Source organism: Burkholderia sp. IDO3 (assembly GCF_003366075.1).
GTDB classification, from domain to species: Bacteria; Pseudomonadota; Gammaproteobacteria; order Burkholderiales; family Burkholderiaceae; genus Burkholderia; species Burkholderia anthina.
Map to the genome: position 1 here is coordinate 1423073 of NZ_CP028962.1, position 18805 is coordinate 1441877.

Here is an 18805-nt window from a genome sequence, read left to right on the forward strand (position 1 = left end):
GATCATGCCGATCCACAATGCCGAGTGCGCGGCCGTCTTCGCCGAAATCGCCGACATGCTCGAGATCCAGGGCGCCAACCCGTTCCGGGTGCGCGCGTACCGTAACGCGGCCCGCACGATCGCCGACTACGGGCGCGACGTCCCGACGCTGATCGCGAACGGCGGCGATCTCGGCCGGATTCCGTCGATCGGCCCCGATCTCGCGTCGAAGCTGCGCGAGATCGCGGCGACGGGCACCTGCGAACTGCAGCAAACGCTGCGCCATGCATTGCCGGGCGCGATCGTCGAACTGCTCGACGTGCCGGGGCTCGGCGCGAAACGCGTGAAGGCGCTGCATGATGCATTGCACGTCGATTCGCTCGAACAGTTGCGCGCCGAAGCGAAAAGCGGGCACGTGCGCGCGCTGCCGGGTTTCGGCGCGAAAACCGAAGCGCATCTGCTCGACGCGATCGACGACCGCCTGCAACGCGAGCCGCAGCGATTCCTGCTGCCCGATGCCGCGCAATCGCTGATGCCGCTGCTCGAGCGGTTGCGTGCGGTGCCCGGTGTCGGCGAAGCGGTGCCGGCCGGCAGTTTTCGGCGCGGCCGCGAAACGGTCGGCGATCTCGACATCCTCGTGACCTCGCGCGATCCTGCCGCGGTGGCGGACGCGTTCGCCGGCTACGGCGACGTCGCGCGCGTGCTCGCGAACGGCAAGACGCGTTCGAGCGTCGTGCTGCGCAACGGGTTGCAGGTCGACCTGCGGGTCGTCGATGCCGACGCGTTCGGTGCGGCGCTCGTCTATTTCACGGGATCGAAGGCGCACAACATCGCGCTGCGCCGGCTCGCGCAGGCCGGCGGGCTGAAGATCAACGAATACGGCGTATTTCGCGGCGACGAGCGGATTGCGGGCGCGACGGAGGCATCCGTGTACGAGGCGATCGGCCTGCACTGGGTGCCGCCCGAACTGCGCGAGGATCGCGGCGAGATCGATGCGTCGCGCGCCGGCACGTTGCCCGCGCTCGTCGAGCGCAAGCACGTTCATGGCGATCTGCACGCGCATACCGACGCGTCGGCCGGTCGCGACACCCTGCGCACGATGGCCGAGGCGGCGCGCTCGCGCGGGCTCGCTTATCTGGCCGTGACCGACCGTGCGCCGACCACCGCGGGCGGCCGCGCCGGTTGCGACTGGCTCGTGCGGCAGATCGACGAGATCGACCGCATCAACGCATCGTTCGACGACTTCGTGTTGCTGAAGGGCGTCGAGGCCGGCATCCGCGAGGACGGCAGCCTCGATGTGCCCGACGACGTGCTCGGCCGGCTCGACCTCGTCGTCGGCGCGGTGCATGACCATTTCGACTTGCCGGGCGATGTGCAGACCGAGCGGATGCTGCGCGCGATGGACCATCCGCATTTCACGATTCTCGCGCATCCGCTCGGCCGGCTGCTCGGCGAGCGCGACGCATGCGAACTCGACGTGCCGCGCGTGATCGCCGGGGCCGCCGCGCGTCGCTGCTTCGTCGAACTCGACGGCGATCCGCGCCGGCTCGATCTTCCTGACATCTGGTGTCGCGAGGCCGCAAAAGCCGGCGTCGCAGTGGCGATCGGCTCGGATGCGCGATGCGCGGACGATCTCGACCGTCTTGCCTACGGCATCGGTCAGGCGCGGCGCGGCTGGCTGACCCGGCAGGACGTGCTCAACACGCGCACGCTCGCGCAACTGCGGCCGCTGCTCGCACGCACGATGGGCGATAGCAGCGCGACTGGCGCGTCGAGGCACAGTCGCTCGAAGGGCGCGTGACGGCGTGCACGCGCGCCGATGTCAGCGCAGCACGTCTTCGGCCGGTACGTACGGCAGGCCGAGCGCCAGCGCGACGGCTTCGTACGTGATGTGTCCGTCGCACACGTTCAGCCCCGCGCGCAGATGCGGATCGTCGCTCATCGCGCGTTTCCAGCCCTTGTCGGCGAGCGCGAGTGCGTGGCCGAGCGTCGCGTTGTTCAACGCGAACGTCGACGTGCGCGCGACCGCGCCGGGCATGTTCGCGACGCAGTAGTGCACGACGCCGTCGACGACGAAGGTCGGCTGCGCGTGGGTCGTCGCATGCGAGGTTTCGAAGCAGCCGCCCTGGTCGATCGCGACGTCGACGACCACGGCGCCCGTGCGCATCGTCGCGATCATGTCGCGCGTGACGAGGCGCGGTGCCGATGCGCCCGGCACGAGCACGGCGCCGATCACGACGTCGGCGTCGCGCACGGCTTCGTCGATCGTGTGCGCGTTCGAGCAGACGGTCGTGATGCGGTTCGCGAAGAGCAGGTCGAGCTGGCGTAGCCGTCCGACGTTCGTGTCGAGCACGGTGACGCGCGCGCCGAGGCCGACCGCCATCTGCAGCGCACCGGTGCCCACCACGCCGGCGCCCAGCACCACGACGTGCGCGGCCGGCACGCCGGGCACGCCGGCCATCAGCACGCCGCGCCCGCCGCGCGGGCTTTCCAGATGCGTTGCCGCAACCTGGATCGACATGCGTCCGGCCACCTCGCTCATCGGCGCGAGCAGCGGCAGGCCGCCGCCGGGCCCCGTCACGGTTTCGTATGCGATGCAGACCGCGCCGGATTTCACGAGCGCGGCTGCCTGCTCCGGATCGGGGGCGAGGTGCAGGTACGTATAGAGGATCTGCCCGCGCCGCAGCATCGCGCATTCGGCCGGCTGCGGCTCCTTGACCTTGATGATCATGTCGGCGCGCGCGAATATTTCGCTCGCATCGTCGCACAGGGCCGCACCGGCGGCGGTGTAGTCGTCGTCGAGCAGGCCGATCGCGGTGCCCGCGCCGCGCTGCACCAGCACATGGTGGCCATGTCGCGTGAGCTCGCGTGCGCTGGCCGGGGTGAGGCCGACGCGATATTCGTGATTCTTGATCTCCTTCGGCACGCCGATCAGCATGAGTCGCCTCCATGAGTATTCGTCATCGTTGCCGTGCATGCGCATTGCCATCGGTCGACCGTGCATGTCGGCACGATGGCGGCGCTGGCGCATGCACGGATCGATTGCCGTGCTGGAATAAAAGGGTAGCGTTGCGCGGAGCGAAGTCAAGCGACGGCCCGACGCGATGGTCGCGCGCATTGCGTCGCACCCCACGTGGCATGGCGTATTGCGACCGGACGTCGCAATGCATGTCGCGTGGGGTTTGGGTATCGTCTTGTGTCGTGCGGAACGGGGCCGCACGCCGGCATTCGTCGACCACACCTCGGCCACACCTCGGCCACACCACGACCCGGCGACACAATGAGACAACGGACCTTACCGACATGATGGGCGCGTATTTCAGCGTGCCGACGCTTTGCGCGATCGCACTCGTTCACGTCTACTGGGCGTTCGGTGGGCGGCTCGGCAAGCGTGCGGCCGTTCCGGAGCAGGACGGCGTGCCGCTGCTGCGGCCGAGCATGGCCGGCACGCTCGCCGTCGCGGCGGCATTGCTGGCCGGCGCATGTGCGGTGGCGTCGCGCGCCGGCTGGCTGTGGCCGAACCTGTATCCCGGCGCGATCGCGTTCGCGGTCGTTGTGCTCGCACTGATCTTCGCGGTGCGCGCGGTCGGCGATTTTCGCTACGTCGGCTTCTTCAAGCGGATTCGCGGCTCGCGTTTCGCGCGGATGGACAGCCTCTGTTACTCGCCGCTGTGCGCGGCGCTCGCGTTGTCGATCGCCTCGATGCTGTGGCCGTGGTGAGCGGCCCGCGGATCGCGGTCGGCGTGTAACGCAACGGGGCGGCTCGGGAACGGGCATCGCGGTGCCGTGACGTGAAGCCGCGCGCGTCCGCGAAATAGCGCGGGGCCGCGAAACGGGCGCTCAATCGCCCGGCGTGCCCAATGCACCGTTCTTGTGCATTCCACAAATCACCTTTCCGATTGTTGCGATTTTCGATGTAATGAATTGCATCCAGCCCTTTGGAGCTGGAACCGGTTCCATTTATAATTCGCGGCACTCGTCGCCGGGCCCGAAATGAGGGTCGTGCACGTTGCGCTTGCCGTCGGCCCGCGCGGCGTCTAAGTTGAATCAGGGTCAGGCGGGCGGGCACGGGCCGACAGGCCGTATTTGTCCGCTCAGACCCGCGAAGAGGTCGATCCGCGCGGCGCTCCGAAACCGGCGCAGCGCGGTTGCATGACGGCTAGGCCGCGCAGCGCGCGGCCGGCGCCCGTATCGAGGTTGTTCGCAGCACAGCAAGAACAAGGACGGCCGGCCGCGTGCGGCATGGCTATCGTGGCGGGCACGCCGCATCCGGAATGCGCGGGCTCGAACGCTCCCCAACGATCAACATCCGACATGTCCACGCCACCAGACAAACCCAATTCGCGTCGCCGCTTCCTGCGCACGTCGGTCGCGCTCGTGCCGATCGCTTCGGTCGCCGGTTGCGACCTGCGCCCGTCGTCATCGTCCGCCACCACGGCGGACAACGCATCGGCTGCGGCGGCCGGCGCCGAGCGCGCTCCGTACAAGCCGACTTTCTTCGATGCGAAGGAGTGGGCGTTCGTCCAGGCCGCCGTCGACCGGCTGATCCCGGCCGATGCCGAAGGCCCCGGCGCACTCGAATCCGGCGTGCCCGAATTCATCGACCGCCAGATGGAAACCCCGTACGCGAACGGCGCGACCTGGTACATGCAGGGGCCGTTCCAGCAGGGCGTGCCCGAGCTCGGCTATCAGCTGAAGCTCGTGCCGCGCGACATCTATCGGCTCGGCATCGCGGCGGTCAACCGCTATAGCGAAAAGAACCACGGCAAGGCGTTCGCCGATCTCGACGCCGCGACCCGCGACACCGTGCTCGGCGAGCTGGAGAAGGGCAGCGCGCAGATCGACGACGTGCCGTCCGCCGTGTTCTTCGGCCAGTTGCTGCAGAACACGCGCGAAGGCTACTTCTGCGATCCGGTGCACGGCGGCAATCACGACATGGCCGCATGGAAGATGATCGGGTTCCCGGGCGCGCGCGCCGACTTCATGGATTTCGTCAACCAGAGTGGCAAGCCGTATCCGTACGGCCCGGTCTCGATCAACGGGGAGCGTACCTGATGGCCGCAGAAAAGAAGCCGCATGTCGATGCGGTGATCGTCGGCTTTGGCTGGACCGGCGCGATTCTCGCGAAGGAACTGACCGAAGCGGGCTTGAACGTCGTCGCGCTCGAGCGCGGCGAGTATCGCGACACCTATCCGGACGGCGCGTATCCGAACACGATCGACGAGCTGACCTACAACATCCGCAAGAAGCTGTTCCTCGACCTGTCGAAGACGACCGTGTCGATCCGCCACGGCGTGCAGGACACCGCGCTGCCGTACCGGCAGCTCGCGGCATTCCTGCCGGGCGAGGGCGTCGGCGGTGCCGGGCTGCACTGGTCGGGCGTGCACTTCCGGATCACGCCGGAGGAACTGCGCCTGCGCAGCCACTACGAAGAGCGCTACGGCAAGAAGTTCATCCCCGACGGGATGACGATCCAGGACACGGGCGTCAGCTACGACGAGCTCGAGCCGTATTTCGACTTTGCCGAGAAGGTGTTCGGCACGTCGGGCCAGGCATACAAGGTCGGCGGCAAGGTGGTCGGCGACGGCAACGTGTTCGAGGCGAACCGCAGCGACAACTTCCCGCTGCCCGCGCAGCTCAACACGTATTCGGCGCAGCGCTTCTTCGATGCCGCGCAATCGCTCGGGCTGCATCCGTACCGGCTGCCGTCGGCGAACACGTCGGGGCCGTACACGAACCCGTACGGCGTGCAGATGGGCCCGTGCAACTTCTGCGGCTACTGCAGCGGCTACGCGTGCTACATGTATTCGAAGGCATCGCCGAACCTGAACATCCTGCCCGCGCTGAAGCAGGTGCCGAACTTCGAATTGCGTTCGAAGTGCCACGTGCTGCGCGTCGATCTCGACGATACGAAGAAGCGCGCGACGGGCGTCACCTACGTCGACCCGGCCGGCCGTGAAGTGCATCAGCCGGCCGATCTCGTGATCGTCGCCGCGTTCCAGTATCACAACGTGCACCTGCTGCTGCTGTCGGGCATCGGCAAGCCGTACGACCCGATCTCGGGCGAAGGCGTGGTGGGCCGCAATTTCGCGTACCAGAACCTGTCGACGATCAAGGCGTTCTTCGACAAGGACACCTTCACGAACCCGTTCATCGGCGCGGGCGGCAACGGCGTCGCGGTGGACGACTTCAACGCCGACAACTTCGATCACGGCCCGCTCGGCTTCGTCGGCGGCTCGCCGCTGTGGGTGAACCAGGCCGGCGTGAAGCCGATCAGCGGCATCGCGACGCCGGCCGGCACGCCGCAGTGGGGTTCGGCGTGGAAGAAGGCCGTGAAGGACAACTACGCGCACACGATCTCGATGGACGCGCACGGCTCGAACATGTCGTACCGCGACGTGTACCTCGATCTCGATCCGACCTATCGCGACTCGTACGGCCAGCCGCTCTTGCGGATGACCTTCGACTGGAAGGACAACGACATCAAGATGGCGCAGTACGTGACGGGGCAGATGAAGAAGATCGCGGAGGCGATGGGGCCGAAGTCGATCGGCGTGTCGACGCGCGAGTTCGGCAAGCACTTCGATTCGCGCGCCTACCAGACGACTCACCTGGTCGGCGGCGCGATCATGGGCACCGATCCGAAGACGAGCGTGCTGAACCGCTACCTGCAATGCTGGGACGTGCACAACGTGTTCGTGATGGGCGCCTCGGCGCTGCCGCAGGGCATCGGCTACAACCCGACCGGGATCGTCGCGGCGCTGGCCTACTGGTCGGCCCGCGCGATTCGCGAGCAATACCTGAAAAATCCCGCCCCGCTGGTGACCGTATGAAGAGGACAGTGAACCACTATGCCGCGCGCCGCATTGCCCCGTTCGGGCGCGCGCTGGCGATCGGTGCGGCATGGGCCGCGTTCGGTTGCGCCGGTGGAGCGGCGTTCGCGCAACCGGCTTCGACGGCGGCGCCCGGCCCGGCGGCCGCACCGTCTGCGCCGGCCGCCCGGTCGGCCGACGCGGACCTCGTCAAGCGCGGCGAATATCTCGCCCGCGCGGGCGACTGCGTCGCGTGCCACACCGCGATCGGCGGCAAGCCGTTCGCGGGCGGACTGAAGTTCGATACGCCGATCGGCGCGATCTATTCGACCAACATCACGCCGGACCCGAAGACGGGCCTCGGCGGCTGGACGCTCGACGACTTCACCCGCGCGGTGCGCGAGGGCGTGCGCAAGAACGGCGACACGATGTACCCGGCAATGCCGTTCCCGTCCTATGCGCGCCTGTCCGACGACGACGTGAAGGCGCTGTACGCGTACTTCGTGCACGGCGTCGCGCCGGTCGAGCACGAGAACCGCAAGGTCGACATCGTGTGGCCGCTGTCGATGCGCTGGCCGCTCGCCTTCTGGCGCAAGCTATTCGCGCCGACGCCGACGCCGTTCGATGCGGCGCAGTACACCGACCCGGTGATCGCGCGCGGCGCGTATCTCGTGCAGGGTCTCGGCCATTGCGGCGCATGCCACACGCCGCGCGCGGTGACGATGCAGGAGCGCGCGCTGACGGACGCGGGCGGACTCGACTTCCTGGCGGGCGGCGCGGCGATCGACGGCTGGGTGCCGACGAGCCTGCGCGGCGAACAGCGCACGGGGCTCGGCACGTGGACGGAAACCGAGATCGTGCAGTTCCTGAAGACGGGCCGCACGTTGCGCACGGCCGCGTTCGGCGGGATGACCGACGTGGTCGGCCACAGCATGCAGCACATGAGCGACGAGGACCTGACCGCGATCGCGCGCTACCTGAAGACGCTGCCGCCGCGCGTGCAGGGCGAGCAGCCGCACGTGTACGACGCGGCCGCCGCGAAGGCGCTGCAAGGCGGCGACGCGAGCAAGCCGGGCGCGGCCGTCTATCGCGACAACTGCATGGCTTGCCACCGCAGCGACGGCCACGGCTACACGCGCGTGTTCCCGGCGCTCGCGGGCAATCCGGTCGTGCAGGGGGGCGATCCCACGTCGCTGATCCACGTCGTGCTGGAAGGCAGCGCGCTGGAGGGCACGCGAACGGCGCCGTCGACCTTCACGATGCCGCCGTTCGGCTGGCGCCTGTCGGACCAGGAAGTCGCCGACGTGTCGAACTTCGTGCGGACGAGCTGGGGCAACACGGGCGCGCCGGTCACGGCCGCGCAGGTCGCGAAGGTGCGCAAGAGCGTGCCGTCGACCCGGCCCGAGCCGCCGCCGGGTGCGCGGTTCCCGCAGGCGGCGCGCTAACGCCGCGCAGCGCTTCCCGTCCGGCCGGGGTTGCACCCCGCAATGGCGCGCCACCGCGTGAAATTTTCGCGGAGGCGCGCCATTTTTTCGTGTCATCCCTTATCCTTTGAGGCTTGAACCTTACTAAATAGTTACAAGAACCCGGGAGGGGGGATGCCTCATGACGTCAGCCTGATTGCACTGCTCGCGGCCGGTTTCGGTCTCGCGATGATTTTCGGTTACTTCGCTTCGCTGCTGAAGATGCCGCCGCTGGTCGGCTATCTGCTCGCCGGGATCGTGATCGGCCCCGGCACGCCCGGTTTCGTCGGCGATCTGTCGCTCGCGCAGCAGCTCGCGGAAGTCGGCGTGATGCTGCTGATGTTCGGCGTGGGCCTGCATTTCTCGCTCGGCGACCTGCTCGCCGTGCGCAAGATCGCGCTGCCCGGCGCCATCGTCCAGATTACCGTCGCGACGCTGCTCGGCGGCGGGCTGGCGCTCACCTGGGGCTGGAGCCTCGGTGCGGCGCTCGTGTTCGGGCTCGCGCTGTCGGTCGCGAGCACCGTCGTATTGTTGCGCGCGCTCGAAGGGCGCGGGCTCGTCGAGACGGTCAACGGCCGCATCGCGGTCGGCTGGCTCGTCGTCGAGGATCTCGTGATGGTGCTGGTGCTCGTGCTGCTGCCGCCCGTCGCGGGGCTGCTCGGCGGCACGCCGCCCGGCGACGTGCACGCGGCCGGCGGCAGCGTGTGGAGCACGCTCGGCATCACGATGCTGAAGGTCGCCGCGTTCATCGCGCTGATGCTCGTGGTCGGCAAGCGCGTGTTTCCTCGGATCCTGTGGCTCGTCGCGCGCACCGGCTCGCGCGAGCTGTTCACGCTGTGCATGATCGCGGCCGCGGTCGGCATCGCGTTCGGTGCGGCGAAATTGTTCGACGTGTCGTTCGCGCTCGGCGCGTTCTTCGCCGGGATGATGATGCGCGAGTCGGAGTTCAGCCGGCGCGCGGCCGACGAGACGCTGCCGCTGCGCGATGCGTTCTCGGTGCTGTTCTTCATTTCGGTCGGGATGCTGTTCGACCCGAAGGTGCTGCTCACCGAGCCGCTGCACGTGATCGAGGTCGCGGCGATCGTGCTGATCGGCAAGACGCTTGCGGCGGTCGCGCTCGTGATCGCGTTCCGTTACCCGCTGAACACCGCGCTGACGGTCGGCGCGGGCCTCGCGCAGATCGGCGAATTCTCGTTCATCCTCGCGGGGCTCGGCCGCGCGCTCGGGCTGCTGTCGGCCGAAGGGCAGAGCCTGATTCTCGCGGTCGCGCTGATTTCGATCGCGATGAACACGCTGCTGTTCGCGATGATCGACCCGGCGCTCGCCTGGATTCGCAAGCATTCGGCCTTTGCGCGCAAGCTCGAGGCGCGCGACGATCCGCTCGCCGCGCTGCCGATGTCCACGCCGCAGACCCACCTGACGGGGCAGGTCGTGATCGTCGGTTACGGGAAGGTCGGCACGCGGATCGCGCACGCGCTGGACGAGCGCGGGATCGCCTATGTCGTCGTCGAGCAGAATCGCGAACTCGTCGAGAAGCTGCGCGCGGACGGCGTCGCGGCCGTGTCGGGCGATGCGATCGAGCCGATCGTGCTGGTCCAGGCGCATATCGCGCGCGCCGGGATGCTGGTCGTCACGCTGCCGGATGTATTCGACGTGCGGCAGATCGTCGAGATCTCGCGCACGCTGAATCCGGCGCTCGAGGTCGTGCTGTGCACGAACAGCGGCGACGAGGCCGCGTTGCTGTCGAGCGAGGGCGTCGGTACCGTGTTCACGGGCGAGAGCGAACTCGCGCGCGGGATGACCGAGCACGTGCTCGGCAGGATGGCGAAACCGGTGGCGGCTGCGCACTGACAGGCGGGGCGGCCTTCCGGCCGTTGCCGCTGCCGACGGGCTGGCGACGGCACGCCCGGGACGGGCATGCGTCACTGAGGAAGGGCGGCGGCGCGGCGAACGCAGCATGCTTTCGCCGCGCACATGACGCGCATGGCGCAGCGCCGCCCGGTGGCGTCAGCTTGCCGCCGCCTTGGCCTGCACGGCCGCGCCGGATTGCGCGGCCGTCTTCATCGAAGCCGGCGCGTTCTGCGCGGCTGCCGTTTTCGGTTGCACGGCGGCCTTCGGCGCCGCGACCGTCTTGTGCGGCGCGGTTGCCTTGGCCTGTGCGTTCGGCTCGGGGTCGACCGGCGCATCGGGCGGCACGCCGAGCAACTGCAGCGAGCCGCTCGTGACCGACGAGAACACCGGGCCGGCCACCGTGCCGCCGTAGTAGCCCTTGCCGCGCGGCTCGTCGATCATCACCGCGACGATCAGGCGCGGATTGCTCATCGGCGCCATCCCCGCGAACAGCGCGCGGTACTTGCCCTTCGCATACGACGCGCCGACCTGCTTGCGCGCCGTCCCCGTCTTGCCGCCGATCCGGTAGCCGTCGACGCGCGCCCGGCGCCCGGTGCCGCCTTCGCCGACTGCCGACTCCAGCATCGTGCGGATCGCCGCCGCCGTTTGCGGCGAGGTTACGCGGTGGCCGCGATGCGCGTCGATCGACTGCTGATCGGTGCCGTTCTTCAGCAGCGACACGGGGTGCAGCGTGCCGTCGCCGGCGTACGCGGTGTAGGTCTGCGCGATCTGCAGCAGCGACATCGACAGGCCGTAGCCGTACGCCATCGTCGCCTGTTCGATCGGCCGCCAGCGCTTGTAGCCGCGCAGGCGGCCCGACGCGACGCCCGGGAACGTCAGCTCCGGCGCGCGGCCGATCCCGTATTCCTGATACTTGTTCCAGATGGTTTCGGCGGGCAGGTTCAGCGCGAGCTTCGCGAGCGCGACGTTGCTCGACTTCTGCAACGCCTGCGAGACGGTCAGCGCGCCGTGGTTCGACGTGTCGTGAATCACGGCCGGGCCGATCTTGTAGGTGCCCGGCGACGTGTTGATGATCGTGTTCGGCGTGACCTTGCGTTCGTCGATCGACAGCGCGACGACGAGCGGCTTGATCGTCGAGCCGGGCTCGAACGTGTCGATCACCGCGCGGTTGCGCAGTTGCTGGCCGGTGAGCCGGGCGCGGTCGTTCGGGTCGAAGGTCGGGTAGTTCGCGAGCGCGAGGATTTCGCCGTTCTGCGCGTCGAGCACCACGACGCTGCCGGCCACCGCGTTGTTCTCGATCACCGCGGCCTTCAACTGGCTGAACGCGAGCTGCTGGATGCGCCGGTCGATCGTCAGTTCGATCGTCGCGCCGTGCTGCGCGGGCACGAGCGGGCGCGTGTCCGACACGATGCGGCCGAGCCGGTCGCGGATCACCTCGCGCTGCCCGGCGGTGCCCAACAGCCGCGCATTCGCCGCGAGCTCGACGCCTTCCTGGCCCTTGTCCTCGACGTTCGTGAAGCCGACCACGTGCGCGGCCGATTCGCCTTCCGGATAAAAGCGCTTCGAATCGGCGATCTGCGTGATGCCGTCGATGTCGAGCTTGTCGAGCCGGCTCGCGGTCTCGGCGTCGATCTGCCGCTTGAGCAGCACGAACGTACGGTCGTTGCGCAGGCGGCGCTTCACTTCAGCGAGCGGCATGTCGAGCAGCTTCGAGATCTGCGGATAGTCGGTTTCGGCGACCTGTTTCGGGTTCGCCCAGATTTCATAGGTCGACAGGCTGACCGCGAGCATCGCGCCGTTGCGGTCGACGATGCGGCCGCGCATCGCGTCGAGCTCGATCGTGCGCTGGTAGCGCTTCTGGCCTTGCCCGACATAGAAATCCTGGTTCGCGACCTGCACCCAGAAGGCGCGTCCGATGAGCGCGGCGAAACCGAGCGACACCAGGATCACGACCAGCTTCGAGCGCCACATCGGCAGGCGCGACGCGAGCATCGGGTGTTTGGTCGCGGCTGCGTACGGATCGGCGGGGTGGGTCTTCTTTTTTACGCTCATGCAAGGGCCGGGTCGGGCCGCCAGGCGGCGGCTGGGTCAATCGGAATAATGCGATTGTAATAAATGAGTAAACATCATGTGGGGAAAGTGTGGGTCGGCGCGGGAAAAGACGGCGGTTTCACCGGGCGATGAGGGCAAACCGGGGGAAGGAGCGGGGCAAGTCGGCACAGCGCCGTTCGTGACGCGGGCCCGGGATCATGACGGACGGCGGATGCGGATACCGGCGGCGCGGGTGAATTAACCCGGCCCCGATTGTTTTTTTGAAGTCCGCAATAAAAAAGCGCCACGAATCGAGGCGCTGTTATTGTTGAATATCGAAATGAATATCGTTGAAACTGGAATAAACCCGAAAACCGCAGAGGATTGCCGTCGCGAATACCTATCGTGCGACGGAAATAAATTCGTGGTATTCGGGTTCGACCTTGCAATGATCGACCGCCTGCAGTCGCCATGCACCGTCCGGGTGCTCGCCGGCGAGTACGGCGGGGCCCTGTTCGCGCTGTGTCGCATCGAACGACAGGCCCTTCAACTGGCACACGGCGCTGCCGCCGTCGGCCGCGCAGAGCGCCATTGCGCCTTCGACGTCCCGGACTTTGCCCCAGGTCGGAAGGTCGATGCCCTGATGTGCTTCGCGCGACCACAGCCCCTCGTCGGTATCGACCCACAGCACCGCGAATGCATGTCGGGTTGCCGATTCACTGCCATTAATCCGAATGGTGAGGCGCATTGGATCGTCTCCTGAGAAAATGACACATTCGACCGTTTTGGTTTGAACAGTCTAGATAGACTGTCACGAAACGCAAGCGATAATCCGCAATAAATCCGAATGAAGTCTATTGTCGTTTCGTATGAAACGACGTCTGACGATTCCGGTCGATTCCGTCGCCGCGCGCAAACGCAGACGGCACCGTGCCGGGCGTGCGACAAGCCGCCGCTGAAGCAACCACGACATGCGATGACCGGCCGAAGGGCGCGTCGATCTGTCGCGCCGCGATGGCGGCCGACGTGATGGTGTGGCGGCGGGTCCGGCGGCGCCGCAAACCCGGCCCGGCGGCCGCCGGATCGGACGTTTCGTCGATGTGACGGCATGGCCCGCGCGACACACTCAGACATTCGCGCACAAATCCACACACTTTCACGAAACTTTCGGGACAGACTTGCATGCGTTCGGGCCCCACACTGGGACTTTCCCGATCTGCGCCATGGACGCCCGTCCGTGGCGGGCTGTCGCCGCCTCGTGCCAGAGGCGCGATCGATGCGGTCGCGGGCCACACGCCCGATCGGGACGGCCGGGGCGGGCATCGGCCCTGGCCCGGCCCACGGCAGTGCGCGGCCCCGAGCGGGGCAGCTTGCCGTCCGGCCGACCCTTCGAAGGAGACTATCGTGCTGATCTGGAAAACCGCGTTGTCGCTCAACTGGCGGACCAGCCTCGTGTCGCCGGCCAGCGCACCGGTCGCGGCGGCCAACGTCAGCCGGCTGGTGCTGACCGGCGCCACCGGCTTCATCGGCAGTACCGTGCTGACGGCGCTCGTCAACGCGGGGTTGCTCGACCGTATCGTGTGCGTCGTGCGCGCGGAGAACCGCGGCCATGCGGTCGCGCGGCTGCGTGAAGCGGCGCTGCGCGCGGGGCTCGCGCCGTACTGGGCATCGCGCCTGGGCGATGCGAACGTGATCGTCGGCGCGCTCGGCGACGTGTGGCAGGGCGCGGATGCGTCGCGTCTTGCCGGCACGACGCACGTGATTCACTGCGCGGGCCATGCATCGCCGGCCGACGGCGCGCACCTGCAGGCGGACATCGCCGATTCGCTGTCCTTCGCCGCCCGTTTCGCGCGCGCGCCGCGGCTGCGGCGTTTCGTGTACGTTGGCACGGCCTATGCGCATGCGGGCCGTGGCGGGATCGTGCAGGAGGACGTCGCGACCGACGCGGCGCCCGACGACGAAGCGCTGCCCGGCGCGGTATTGGCGGCCGACTACCTGCATGCGAAGGCGCAAACCGAGCAACGCCTGCGCGAGCTCGGGCTGCCGCTCGTCGTCGTGCGTCCGTCGCACGTCGTCGGACACACGGTGCTCGGCACGCGGCCCGCGCCGAATTCGTTCTGGATGTTCCGCGTCGCGCATGCGGCGCGCCGCTTCACGGCCCGCCCGATGACGCGCATCGACATCGTGTCGGTCGACGACGTCGCGCGCGCGACGATGCTGCTCGCCGTGAAGCCGACGCTGATGCACGACGTGTATCACGTGTCGGCGGGCGACGAGGCGCCGCAGGTCGCGCAGATCGTTCGCGCGATGGACGACGCGGCGGGCATGACGGGCGCGCCGCGCTACGCGGCCTGTGCGCCGGCCGAGTTGCCGCTCGTGGTGCGTGACGTGCTGGGGCGGCCCGATCCGGCGCTCGAGCGCGTGATCGGCCGGGCGCTGCAGCGTTGCGCGGAATTCGCGACGGTCGATCGCGTGTTCGACAACCGTCGCGTGCGCGACGAAATCGATTTCGAACCGTTGCCGTTCATCGATTACGTCGAGGAGTGCATGCGGACGTCACGCGGCGTCGCGGTGACCGAGCTGATGCGCGGCGCGCTGCAATGAGCCGGGGCGAGTCAGGTCACGCGCACGGCCGGCATGCGCCCCGAACCGGCGCCGCCGGTTCCGGTTCGCCGCCGTCCGGCGCCGCCTAGGGCGCGTTGCCGAGCTCGATCAGCCGGTCGAGCGCGCGATAGATGTCGTCGAGGCCGTCCGCGCCGAAGCGCGCTTCGAGCTGCCGATACTGCTCGTCGATGCGCGGACCGATTTCGGTCACCAGATTCCTGCTTTGCGGCGTCAGGCTCACCAGCAGCCGGCGCTGATCTTCCTGCGCGCGCGTGCGGGTAATCAGCCCGTCCCGTTCCATGCGTTCCAGCACGCCGGTGAGGCTCGGGCTGAGGATGCAGCAGCGGCGCGCGATCTGGCCGGCTTCGAGCGCGTGCGCCGGTTCGCCGTCGAGCACGCGGATGATCCGCCATTGCTGTTCGGTCAGCGCAAATTCCTTGAGAATGGGGCGGAACAGGCCCATCAGCGTTTCGCGGGCCTCGAGCAGCAGCATGGCCAGATTACGATGGTCGAGCGTACGGTTCATCGGGTCGGAAGTAGGCGGGGGACGCATCAATCTTAACAGCCGGCGGTGATGAATTTCATGTCTCAGGGTAATCGAGGTTGCTGGCGTGCGATTGTTTACTTCATATATTAACCACAGGCGACCGCCGCGAACGGGTTATGACCGGCTTTCGCCATTCCCGGCTTCGCCTCTCGCAGGCGCCAGATATTTCCCCGGCGTGGTGCCCATCGCGCGCCGGAACATGTCGATGAACGCACTGACGTTGTCGTAGCCGAGATCGAGGGCGATCGTCGTGACCGGCACGCCGTCCGCGATTCTCTCGAGCGCGCGCAGCAGCCTCGCCTGCTGACGCCACTGCGCGAACGTCAGCCCCGTCTCGGCGACGAAGCGGCGGCTCATCGTCCGTGCGCCGATGCCCGCCCATTCGGCCCATTCTTCCAGCCGCCGGTTGTCCGCGAGGTTCGTGGCCAGCGCGTCGGCAATACGCATGAGCCGCGGGTCCCGCGGCCGCACCAGCCCCAGCGACTCGACTTCCGCGACGGCGATTTCATCGAGGATCACCTCGGCGATCCGCGTTCGAGCCGCATCGAGTTCCGAACCGCCCCAGCTTGCCGCGCGCTGTACGGCCGCGTGCAGCAGCGGCGTCGTGCGGATCGCTCGCGGCGTGTCCGGCAGCGTCGCGCAGCGTGCCTCGGCGACGAACGCCGACCAGCCTGAAATCGGCCCGAACGAGCGCAGCGAATGCCGGCAATGCGGTGGAATCCAGATTGCGTGGATCGCCGGCACGACCCAGTCCTGATCGTCGAGACCGATCGTGAGCAACCCGCTCAAGGCGCCGACCAACTGGCCGCGCGCATGCGCGTGCGGCGCGGTCACGCGCGGGTCGCGTTGCGACAGGACGGCCGCGACGACGAACGGGCCGTCGTCGGATGCGACGAAGCGGGCGGGCAGGAGGGGATCTGACATGGCCGGATATCGGTATCGAATGGCTGTTATACCGGAGATCGGCCGGTGATGCGCGCCTACACTGCGTCCATCGATGACAACCGGAGTGCGACACCATGCGAGCCGAACAGATGCTTCCCGACCATGCCGACCGGATCGAAGTCGGTGGAACGACGATCCGCAAAGGTACCGTCGGTGCGTTCCTGGTCAACGCGCGCGTGCTGACCGATCCGAACGCGGCGCCCGCCGAACGGGCGCGCGCCGAGGCCGATGCGGCCGCTGCGCTGCCCGCGCTGCGGGCGCTCGGCCTGTTCGACGTGCTGGAAGTACGCGATCCCGCGCTGCGCGCGTGGCTCGATGCCCGCTAAAGGCCGACCGTCCGAGTCGAAGGAGCCACCATGAAAGCTGCAGTCGTGAAGGGGGCCGGCGAGCGTCCCGTCCATATGGAATTCGAACCGCCGCGCGCGATGCCGGATCATTGCCTGATCGACGTGACGGCATCCGCGCTGAGCCGGCTCGCACAGGCGCGTGCGTCGGGCACCCATTATTCGTCGGGCGGGCGTTATCCGTTCGTCGTGGGTGTCGACGGTGTCGGCCGCCGCGACGACGGCCAACGCGTCTATTTTTTCGGCCCGCCCGCGCCGTTCGGCGCGATGGCCGAGCGTACGATCGCACCCGACGCGCATTGCGTGCCGCTGCCGGACGCGCTCGACGACGTCACGGCCGCGGCGATCGCGATTCCCGCGATGTCATCGTGGGCGGCGCTGACCGAGCGTGCGCGCCTGGCTCCCGGCGAGACGGTGCTGGTCAACGGCGCGACGGGCGCGTCGGGACGGCTCGCCGTGCGGATCGCGAAGCACCTCGGCGCCGCGAAGGTCGTCGCGACAAGCCGCAATGCGGGCGCCCTGGAGGCATTGCAGCACGCGGGCGCGGATGCGGTCGTCTCGCTGCGGCAGGACGACGCGCATCTGGCGCGTGCGTTCGAACCGCATTTTCGTGCGGGCGTCGACGTCGTGCTCGACTATCTGTGGGGCGCCAGCGCACAGGCGTTGCTGATTGCCGCGGCAAAGGCGACGCCCGCCGGCCGCCGGTTGCGTTTCGTGCAGATCGGATCGATCGGCGGCGCGGACGTGCTGCTGCCGGGCGCCGTCCTGCGTGCGACGGCGATCGAACTGATGGGCAGCGGCCTCGGCAGCGTGTCGCTGCCGCGGTTGCTGGTCGCCGTGCGCGGCGTGTTCGGCGCGGCCGACGCGGCGGGCCTCGCGATCGACACGCGTGCGGTGCCGCTGTCGGCTGTCGACGAGCACTGGGCGGATGCAGACAGTCAGGTGCGGCCGGTGTTTACGATGCGCGGCGGGGGAGCGTGGTGAACATTCACCGGCGCGCAGAGCCGCACCGGCCCTCGACCGCGCCGCCCCGCCCGCCGGCGGAGGGCGGAAGGGCGGCAATCGCACGTCGCCGCCCGTTGCGTCAAACTCAGAACCGCTGCTGAATCCCGGCCGTCACGCCGACCTGCGTCGTCCCGTATCCGTCAAAGTCGCGCGACACGCCGACCTTCTCCCCATGCTGCGCGATCGCGAACGCGCCGGCCGCGTACAGCACCGTGCGCTTCGACAATGCATATTGCGCGCGCACCGACACCAGCGTCGGGTCCGCATCGCTGCCGCCCTTGATGTTCTGATGATAGACGGCCGCGATCAGCGAGAACGTCGGCGTGAACCGGTACGACCCGCCCAGCCAATACATGTCGCTCAACTGATTCGCCGCGCTCGTGTGATACGTGCGCCGATAGTTGCGATAGCCGGCCATCGTCTTCAGGTTGCCGAAGTCGTAGCTCAGGCCCGCATGGATGCCCTGGATAGTGTTGACGGTATCGGCCGGCGTGACGCTGTCGGCCGCGCCGTTCTGCCGGTCGAACGTGACGACCGCGGCGAACGGGCCCGTCTCGTAGCCGAGCGCGAAGTCGTACTTCGAGCTGGTCTTCACGCTGCCGGGCACGTTGCCGAAGCCGTACAGCGCGCCGAACTTGAAGCCGCCGAATTCGCCGTCGTAGCGCACGGCGTTCGACGAGCGCGTGAAGAGGCCGTCCTTGCGGCCGCCGGTCGCCATCGACGACGTCGCCCACGAGTAGTTCTGCGCATACCCCATCGGGTCGAACGGCAGCATGTAGTCGTAGGTGACGGTGAAGTTGCGGCCGAGCGAGAGTTCGCCCCATTTGCCTTTCAGGCCGACCGTCGCGCGGCGCGCGAAGATCGAATCGGCGCCGTCGTCGAACGTGCCGTTCGCGAGGTCGATCCCGCTTTCGAGGCGGAACACGGCCTTCAGCCCGCCGCCGAGATCCTCGACGCCGCGCAGGCCCCAGCGCGACGTGTTCTTGTTGCCGGATTTCAGCTTGAACGAATTGCCGCCGTCGGGCGCCGCGTGATTCGCGTATTCGATGCCGGCATCCATGATCCCGTACAGCGTGACCGACGACTGCGCATGCGCGGCGCTTGCCGCGAAGCCGGCGGCGACGGCCGAGCCGGTCAGGACGGCGGTGCGAAGGGAACGTTCTGCGCGTGACTTCATTGACGGTGTCTCCTTGGTTTCTTGTGGGTCGGGGTAAAACGGGTACG

The 18805-nt window shown here is 68.1% G+C and carries 15 protein-coding genes; 9 read left to right on the forward strand and 6 right to left on the reverse strand.

Annotation, left to right across the window (positions count from 1 at the left end):
- The first annotated feature begins 4 nt into the window (after positions 1–4).
- Positions 5–1780, forward strand: coding sequence for a DNA polymerase/3'-5' exonuclease PolX (gene polX, locus DCN14_RS06570; protein WP_096498930.1), 1776 nt, complete (start codon positions 5–7; stop codon positions 1778–1780).
- A gap of 21 nt (positions 1781–1801) precedes the next feature.
- Here the strand turns inward: polX and ald are convergent, their stop codons facing one another.
- Entirely contained in the window at positions 1802–2917 is a 1116-nt protein-coding gene (gene ald, locus DCN14_RS06575) for an alanine dehydrogenase (protein WP_096499315.1), read from the reverse strand.
- A 365-nt stretch (positions 2918–3282) separates the two neighbouring features.
- On the opposite strand from ald, the gene DCN14_RS06580 reads away from it, so the two are divergent.
- From DCN14_RS06580 to DCN14_RS06605, 5 genes are all read left to right on the forward strand, one after another.
- Entirely contained in the window at positions 3283–3699 is a 417-nt protein-coding gene (locus DCN14_RS06580; RefSeq protein ID WP_096498928.1) for a DUF3995 domain-containing protein, read from the forward strand.
- A gap of 594 nt (positions 3700–4293) precedes the next feature.
- Positions 4294–5034 (forward strand): gluconate 2-dehydrogenase subunit 3 family protein, encoded by a 741-nt coding sequence (locus tag DCN14_RS06590; RefSeq protein WP_096498926.1) that lies wholly within the window; start codon positions 4294–4296, stop codon positions 5032–5034.
- Positions 5034–6812: a GMC family oxidoreductase gene (locus tag DCN14_RS06595; protein WP_096498924.1), complete on the forward strand. Its 1779-nt coding sequence runs from the start codon at positions 5034–5036 to the stop codon at positions 6810–6812. Before DCN14_RS06590 ends, DCN14_RS06595 begins: the two co-directional genes overlap by 1 nt.
- Positions 6809–8236 (forward strand): cytochrome c, encoded by a 1428-nt coding sequence (locus DCN14_RS06600; protein ID WP_096498922.1) that lies wholly within the window; start codon positions 6809–6811, stop codon positions 8234–8236. Before DCN14_RS06595 ends, DCN14_RS06600 begins: the two co-directional genes overlap by 4 nt.
- Positions 8237–8389: 153 nt before the next feature.
- The gene (locus tag DCN14_RS06605) at positions 8390–10105 is read left to right on the forward strand and encodes a cation:proton antiporter (RefSeq protein ID WP_096498920.1); all 1716 of its coding nucleotides are present in this window, start codon (positions 8390–8392) and stop codon (positions 10103–10105) included.
- Between the two features lie 156 nt (positions 10106–10261).
- Here DCN14_RS06605 and DCN14_RS06610 read toward each other — a convergent pair whose 3' ends face one another.
- A complete protein-coding gene (locus tag DCN14_RS06610) occupies positions 10262–12157 on the reverse strand; it encodes a penicillin-binding protein 2 (RefSeq protein ID WP_096498918.1) in 1896 nt (631 codons plus the stop codon).
- Between the two features lie 379 nt (positions 12158–12536).
- The gene (locus tag DCN14_RS06615; protein ID WP_096498916.1) at positions 12537–12884 is read right to left on the reverse strand and encodes a DUF3564 family protein; all 348 of its coding nucleotides are present in this window, start codon (positions 12882–12884) and stop codon (positions 12537–12539) included.
- A 656-nt stretch (positions 12885–13540) separates the two neighbouring features.
- Here DCN14_RS06615 and DCN14_RS06620 point away from each other — a divergent pair.
- On the forward strand, positions 13541–14740 hold the full coding sequence (locus DCN14_RS06620; RefSeq protein ID WP_096498913.1) for an SDR family oxidoreductase: 1200 nt from the start codon (positions 13541–13543) through the stop codon (positions 14738–14740).
- Positions 14741–14825: 85 nt separating this feature from the next.
- Here DCN14_RS06620 and hpaR read toward each other — a convergent pair whose 3' ends face one another.
- Complete coding sequence (hpaR, locus tag DCN14_RS06625; RefSeq protein WP_096498911.1) at positions 14826–15266, reverse strand: homoprotocatechuate degradation operon regulator HpaR; 441 nt, start codon at positions 15264–15266, stop codon at positions 14826–14828.
- Positions 15267–15401: 135 nt separating this feature from the next.
- Positions 15402–16211, reverse strand: a complete 810-nt coding sequence (locus DCN14_RS06630; protein WP_096498909.1) for a helix-turn-helix transcriptional regulator — start codon at positions 16209–16211, stop codon at positions 15402–15404.
- Between the two features lie 95 nt (positions 16212–16306).
- Here DCN14_RS06630 and DCN14_RS06635 point away from each other — a divergent pair, with 95 nt between their 5' ends.
- Positions 16307–16558 (forward strand): hypothetical protein, encoded by a 252-nt coding sequence (locus DCN14_RS06635; protein WP_096498907.1) that lies wholly within the window; start codon positions 16307–16309, stop codon positions 16556–16558.
- 30 nt (positions 16559–16588) lie between these two features.
- Positions 16589–17560 carry a zinc-binding alcohol dehydrogenase family protein gene (locus DCN14_RS06640; RefSeq protein WP_096498905.1) on the forward strand — a complete coding sequence of 324 codons (972 nt, stop codon included), beginning with the start codon at positions 16589–16591 and terminating at the stop codon, positions 17558–17560.
- A gap of 106 nt (positions 17561–17666) precedes the next feature.
- On the opposite strand, the gene DCN14_RS06645 is transcribed toward DCN14_RS06640, so the two are convergent.
- Positions 17667–18758, reverse strand: a complete 1092-nt coding sequence (locus DCN14_RS06645) for a porin (protein WP_096498903.1) — start codon at positions 18756–18758, stop codon at positions 17667–17669.
- Positions 18759–18805 lie beyond the last annotated feature (47 nt).

What these genes read in the sequence shown, in the direction of transcription:
- polX (WP_096498930.1), top strand. Translation starts at nt 5, where the DNA reads ATGCCGATCCACAATGCCGAGTGCGCGGCCGTCTTCGCCGAAATCGCC.
- ald (WP_096499315.1), bottom strand. Translation starts at nt 2,917, where the DNA reads ATGCTGATCGGCGTGCCGAAGGAGATCAAGAATCACGAATATCGCGTC.
- DCN14_RS06580 (WP_096498928.1), top strand. Translation starts at nt 3,283, where the DNA reads ATGATGGGCGCGTATTTCAGCGTGCCGACGCTTTGCGCGATCGCACTC.
- DCN14_RS06590 (WP_096498926.1), top strand. Translation starts at nt 4,294, where the DNA reads ATGTCCACGCCACCAGACAAACCCAATTCGCGTCGCCGCTTCCTGCGC.
- DCN14_RS06595 (WP_096498924.1), top strand. Translation starts at nt 5,034, where the DNA reads ATGGCCGCAGAAAAGAAGCCGCATGTCGATGCGGTGATCGTCGGCTTT.
- DCN14_RS06600 (WP_096498922.1), top strand. Translation starts at nt 6,809, where the DNA reads ATGAAGAGGACAGTGAACCACTATGCCGCGCGCCGCATTGCCCCGTTC.
- DCN14_RS06605 (WP_096498920.1), top strand. Translation starts at nt 8,390, where the DNA reads ATGCCTCATGACGTCAGCCTGATTGCACTGCTCGCGGCCGGTTTCGGT.
- DCN14_RS06610 (WP_096498918.1), bottom strand. Translation starts at nt 12,157, where the DNA reads ATGAGCGTAAAAAAGAAGACCCACCCCGCCGATCCGTACGCAGCCGCG.
- DCN14_RS06615 (WP_096498916.1), bottom strand. Translation starts at nt 12,884, where the DNA reads ATGCGCCTCACCATTCGGATTAATGGCAGTGAATCGGCAACCCGACAT.
- hpaR (WP_096498911.1), bottom strand. Translation starts at nt 15,266, where the DNA reads ATGAACCGTACGCTCGACCATCGTAATCTGGCCATGCTGCTGCTCGAG.
- DCN14_RS06630 (WP_096498909.1), bottom strand. Translation starts at nt 16,211, where the DNA reads ATGTCAGATCCCCTCCTGCCCGCCCGCTTCGTCGCATCCGACGACGGC.
- DCN14_RS06635 (WP_096498907.1), top strand. Translation starts at nt 16,307, where the DNA reads ATGCGAGCCGAACAGATGCTTCCCGACCATGCCGACCGGATCGAAGTC.
- DCN14_RS06640 (WP_096498905.1), top strand. Translation starts at nt 16,589, where the DNA reads ATGAAAGCTGCAGTCGTGAAGGGGGCCGGCGAGCGTCCCGTCCATATG.
- DCN14_RS06645 (WP_096498903.1), bottom strand. Translation starts at nt 18,758, where the DNA reads ATGAAGTCACGCGCAGAACGTTCCCTTCGCACCGCCGTCCTGACCGGC.